The organism is Anaerotruncus massiliensis (ex Togo et al. 2026), assembly GCF_030825285.1.
Lineage (GTDB): Bacteria > Bacillota > Clostridia > Oscillospirales > Ruminococcaceae > Anaerotruncus > Anaerotruncus massiliensis.
On the sequence record NZ_JAPJQF010000094.1, the window covers coordinates 1 to 4586 of the forward strand.

At 61.1% G+C, this 4586-nt stretch carries 4 protein-coding genes; all 4 read right to left on the reverse strand.

Going from position 1 to position 4586, the window contains the following annotated elements; translation table 11 throughout:
* Positions 1-98 precede the first annotated feature (98 nt).
* The 4 genes from RCI06_RS14185 to RCI06_RS14200 all read right to left on the reverse strand — a co-directional run bounded on the left by RCI06_RS14185 (position 99) and on the right by RCI06_RS14200 (position 4174).
* Positions 99-887 (reverse strand): hypothetical protein, encoded by a 789-nt coding sequence (locus RCI06_RS14185; protein ID WP_306576420.1) that lies wholly within the window; start codon positions 885-887, stop codon positions 99-101.
* 153 nt (positions 888-1040) lie between these two features.
* A complete protein-coding gene (locus tag RCI06_RS14190) occupies positions 1041-1451 on the reverse strand; it encodes a hypothetical protein (protein WP_101548870.1) in 411 nt (136 codons plus the stop codon).
* A 44-nt stretch (positions 1452-1495) separates the two neighbouring features.
* Positions 1496-2833, reverse strand: coding sequence for a glucose-6-phosphate isomerase (locus RCI06_RS14195; protein WP_306576421.1), 1338 nt, complete (start codon positions 2831-2833; stop codon positions 1496-1498).
* Positions 2834-2998: 165 nt separating this feature from the next.
* Positions 2999-4174 (reverse strand): D-alanyl-D-alanine carboxypeptidase family protein, encoded by a 1176-nt coding sequence (locus RCI06_RS14200; RefSeq protein ID WP_306576422.1) that lies wholly within the window; start codon positions 4172-4174, stop codon positions 2999-3001.
* Between the last annotated feature and the right edge of the window lie 412 nt (positions 4175-4586).

The window sequence follows — 4586 nt, forward strand, 5'->3', positions numbered from 1 at the left end:
CTCGCCGCAGGCGAGGAGCGCATCTAAAGCCCCGCCGGGCGCAGCGCGGCAAACCCAAAAAGCGGCCGCCCTGCGGGCGGCCGCTTTCAGATCCTGATTTATGCTGCCGGGAGATCGCTCATCTCCTGGTAGCTGGCGAGGTCCGCCGGGAACTGCACGGCAAAGTCCTCGCCCACCGCGGGGTATGTGGAGGTCATCGTCGAGGTGCAGACGGCGGTCTGGCCCTCGACCACCGCTGAGAATTTGACCTGGGCCCTGTCGGCGGCGATCCTGCCGTCCTTATCGATCGTCACGCTCCCGGTGATCGCCAGGGGCTTGACATTGGTAAGACCCTCCTCGCGCAGCGCATCCCGGAGCGCCGCCAGCACGTCGCCCGCCGCGGCCTGCAATTCGGTCGCGCCGACCTTATAGGTGATCACGGTGTTTCCGTCCACCTGCTTGACGGTCGCGTTCTTCAGCGCATCGGTGGGAGCCGTCGGCGTGCAGAATTCATTGACGATCATGCCCGCCGCCTCCATCGGCGCGCGCACTTTCAACTTGGCGCCGGGGCCGCCGTCCAAATAGAGGTATCCGCCCTTATAATAGAAGCCAAGCTTCTCCTCTCCGTCGGGCAGCGCCGTCGAGATGACGATCGAAAACTGCGTCCTGTCCCCTTCCCCCTTCATCTGGATCGTCGCGTTGGTGCGCAGGCTGATCGTGAGGCCGCCCGCCTTCATGGCGGTGTCGATTGCCGTGTTGACCTGCACGGCGTCTCCCTGAAGGCTTTTATCCAGCGCCTCCCGGTAGATTTTCGCCGGGTTTCCCGCGGCGGCCGTCTCCTTGGCGGTGAATCCCCCAAGGGAAAGCACCAGAACCGTACAGAGCAGCAATGCCAAACACTTCTTCATCTCTCCGCCATCCTTTCCGTTCAGACATGGTTTTCAGGCTTCCTGTGACAAACGGCCGCCCAAAAAGGCGGCCGTTTGGTACGCATGATAAATGTGGGAGCCGGGGAAGGAATGCGGCTGCCTCCTTCCCGCAAGGCGCCGGCTAAGCCGGAATCAGATGATATATTGGTGGATGCGCTCGGGCAGATCGGTCTTGTCGCAGGAGACGGTAAAGGTCATCGTGGCGCCATTCTGATCCAGCAGCTTTACGAGTTTATCGACCATGACGGCGAACGCCTGAAAGTCCTTGCCGCCGACCTTGAAGGTCGCATCGACAAACACTTCCGTGATGTCGTAGTTGCCCGCGAAGAGGCCGCAGAAGAATCCATAGAACGCGTCGAAGCCGCTGACGGCGTAGTCGTCGATGTCGATGAGGCGCGCCTGGTGGCTGATGTCAAAGGTCAGGGTATTGCCCTTTTCCACGCAGACCACATTGCCCTTGGAAGTCGTCACCGCTTCGTTGACCATGCCGATGAGCCGCTTGGTTTTTCCGGAGCCTTTGTTTCCTACGATAAGCTTTATCATGTGAAATTCCTCCAATATATGAAATTTGGTTTCCAAACGTCCTGTTAGCCCAGCTTCGCCTCGAGCTCCGCGCGCTGATCCTCATAGCCCGGCTTGCCGAGCAGCGCGAACATGTTTTTCTTGTAGCTCTCGACGCCCGGCTGGTTGAAGGGGTTCACCGCCAGCAGGTATCCGCTGATGGCGCACGCCTTCTCGAAGAAATAGACCATGTAGCCGAACTCATGCTCGTTGATTTCGGGGACCTCAAGCACCATGTTCGGCACACCGCCCTCGGTGTGCGCGAGGATGGTCCCCTGCATCGCCTTGTGGTTGACGACCGACATGTTCTGGTTGGAAAGGAAGTTGAGTCCGTCGAGGTTTTCCGGGTCGTCCTTGACAAAGAAGTCCTTTGTGGAGTTTTGGATGTCCACGACCGTTTCAAACATGCAGCGGCTGCCTTCCTGGATAAACTGTCCCATCGAATGCAGGTCGGTGGAAAAGACGACCGACGCCGGGAAGAGCCCCTTCTGGTCCTTGCCCTCGCTCTCGCCGAAGAGCTGCTTGAACCACTCGTTCATCATCGTGAACGCCGGCTCGTAGCTGACGAGAAGTTCGATCTGCTTGCCCTTGCGATAGAGGATGTTGCGGTAGGCCGCGTACTTGTAGCAGTCGTTTTTGCACAGGTCGCCGATGGCCAGATCGTCCATCGCGGCGGCCGCGCCGCCCATCACCGCGTCGATATCGATGCCCGCGACCGCCATCGGCAGCAGGCCCACGGCGGTCAGCACCGAATAGCGCCCGCCCACGTCGTCGGGGATGACGAAGGTCTCGTAGCCCTCGCGGTCGGAGAGCTCCTTGAGGGTGCCGCGCGCCTTGTCGGTGGTGGCGTAGATGCGGCCTCTGGCCTCCTCCTTTCCGTACCGCTGCTCAAGCAGCTCGCGGAAGACCCGGAACGCGAGCGCGGGCTCGGTGGTGGTGCCGGACTTGGAGATGATGTTGACCGACACGCGCCTGCCCTCGCAGAGAGCCAGCACCGTGTTGAGATAATCGGGGCTGATGCTGTTGCCGACGAAGTAAATGTCGGGGGTATCCTTTTTCAGGTTGTTGTAATAGGGAGAGCGCAGCAGCTCGAGCGCGGCGCGCGCGCCGAGGTAGGAGCCGCCGATGCCGATGACGAGCAGCAGATCGGTATCCGACTGGATCTTTCCGGCCGCCGCCTTGATGCGGGAGAACTCCTCCTGGTCGTAATCCTTCGGCAGGGTGGTCCAGCCGAGGTAATCGTTGCCCAAACCGGATTTTTCCGTCAAAGTCCGGTGCGCGGCCAGCACCTGCGGTTCGATCGCTTTGAGCTCATGTTCATTCACAAAACTTTTGAGATACCTGGTGTTCAACTTCATTGCCATCTCAGGTCTTCCTTTCCGCTTGGATATTGTACAAATCGCACAATTCGACGTCGTGCAGAATCCTTCTTTGTTACACATATTGTACCCTATTTGACGGTCCATTTCAAGCCGGGTTTATGAAAATTCCAAAAATAATCCATGTCGGCCGCGGGCGGTCAAACCCCGTTACATTGCGACCAGCCGGCAGAGCAGTTCCTTGAGCGCGTTGCCGAAGGTCATCCGTTCCACGCCCTCCGCCGCGACGAGGTTGTATTCGCAGAGGACGCTCTCCCCCACCCGGACCGTCACCTTCCCGAGCATCTGCCCCGCCTCGACCGGGGCCTCCACATCCTCGAGCAGCTCTGCCTGCTGTTCGATCGCATCCTTGTCGGAGGCCTTGACGATCACCGCGCCCGGCGTTTCGGACAGCACCGAGACCTCCTGCGCCACGCCGTGGCGCACGGGCACCGCGTCCAGCCCCTCGAGCGGCGGCAGCTCGACGCGGGTGTAGTTGGCGAAACCGTAATCGAGCAGTCCCCGTGCGGCGGAGAACCGCTCCGCCGAGGTCGGGCTCCCGAGCGTCACCGCGACGAGCGACATCCCCTTGCGGGTCGCGCTCGCCGACAGGCAGCTGCCCGCGCCGTTCGTCGTGCCCGTTTTCAGCCCGGTGCAGCCGTCATAGAACCGCACGAGCTTGTTCGTGTTGACCAGCTGGGTCTGGCCGTCCCGCAGCTCCGACATCCACACGCTCGAATACTCGGTGATCTTTGGATGCCTGAGCAGCTCCCGGCTCATCGTCGCGATATCGCGCGCCGTCGTCACATGCCCCTCCGCGTCCAGCCCGGTCGCGTTGACGAAGTGGGTATTGGTCATCTCAAGCTGCTGGGCGCGCTCGTTCATCAGGCCGACGAACGCCTCCTCGCTGCCCGCGATCATCTCCGCCAGTGCCACCGACGCGTCGTTGGCGCTCGAAATCGCGGTCGCCTTCAAAAGGTCGTCGACCGTCATCTGTTCCCCTGCCTTGAACCAGATCTGGCTTCCGCCCATCGATTCGGCGTGTTCCGAGCAGGTCACCATGTCGTCGATTGAGATGCGCCCCTCGTCGAGCGCCTCCATGACGAGCAGCAGCGTCATCACCTTGGTGATCGACGCGGGAGGCAGCACCTCATCCGCGTTCTTCTCAAAGAGCACCCGCCCGCTCTCCTGCTCGATCAGGATCGCCGATTTCGCCGGCAGGGAATTATCCACCTGCGCCGCTGTCTCAAGCGCGGTCATGTCCGGTAAATCCTCCGCATAAACCCCCGCCGACAGCGGGACGCATATCAAAACGCTCAGTAGAACCGCCGCGAGCCTTTTCTTCATATCCGCACACCTCTCCTGTCAAATTAGTACATGTGTATGCGGCGCCGCCGGGTTTTATTTGCGGAGGGGCTTAGATTTGCCGCTCGGTGAGCGGCGGAGGTTGTCGGCGGCCGGCCGACGGCGGTTTTAGATTTGCCGCTCATCGAACGGCGCAGTTTGTCGGTAGTCGACCGACGGCAGGCTTAGATTATCCGCTCATCGAGCGGCGGAGGTTGTCGGTAGTCGACCGACAGCGAGTTCCTTTCTTGCTTGCCCAAGAAAGGAACCAAAGAAGGGCACGAGGGGCTGCGCCCCTGCGGCGCCCTCTTCACGGATGAGCGGACGGGTGTACAGCATCCCGCCAGCTGCCGCGCCGCGGGCGCAATGCCTCTGCCGGCAAGTCTCCGGAACCGTACCGGAAGTGCTTCCGGGG